The 584-nt window shown below is 25.9% G+C and carries 1 protein-coding gene; it reads left to right on the forward strand.

The window, feature by feature from the left end; genetic code table 11:
- The first annotated feature begins 339 nt into the window (after positions 1-339).
- On the forward strand, positions 340-525 hold the full coding sequence (locus HMPREF2663_RS07150; protein ID WP_020367458.1) for a hypothetical protein: 186 nt from the start codon (positions 340-342) through the stop codon (positions 523-525).
- Positions 526-584 lie beyond the last annotated feature (59 nt).

Here is a 584-nt window from a genome sequence, read left to right on the forward strand (position 1 = left end):
AATTTTGGTGTTTTAAAAGAAAAACGCCTCTGCAAGAACTAAAAATCAGACCTACTTTTTGAATGATTTTATATTAATTTTTAATTTGCATGTAGATGGGCAGTGTCTAAAAAATTCGACACTGGTTTTGCTCAAAATTTTGTTTTTGAAATTAAAATATATTTATTCATCTCTCATTTGCGTTTTAAGAGCCAATATAAGTTTTTAGGTAATAAAACCTATATAAATAACCACTAATTCTTCAAAAAACCCCCTTAAAATTAAAAATAAAAGCATTATAATTTTTATTAAGGCTTTAAATATTTTTTAGCACAAAAAATAAGGAGCGTGAAAAAAGGTATGCCTAAAAAAACTAAATTAGGAAATTCATTGTCTTTTAATTATTTTTTATTACTTGTAGGTGTATTAACTTTTCTTGGTTATTATTTTTTAGGAGATTCTAATATCATGATTAGTTGGTTACTGGCAATGTGTCCAATAACTGTTGGAATTGCAAATATAGGCAGAATAAAAAATGAAAAGTAGATTACGCATTTATGCCGAGAAAATTTATTGATGTTGAGAAGAACCCTTAACTAAACTTG

It is taken from the genome of Staphylococcus sp. HMSC077D08, from assembly GCF_001837945.1.
GTDB classification, from domain to species: Bacteria; Bacillota; Bacilli; order Staphylococcales; family Staphylococcaceae; genus Staphylococcus; species Staphylococcus epidermidis.

What these genes read in the sequence shown, in the direction of transcription:
- HMPREF2663_RS07150 (WP_020367458.1), top strand. Translation starts at nt 340, where the DNA reads ATGCCTAAAAAAACTAAATTAGGAAATTCATTGTCTTTTAATTATTTT.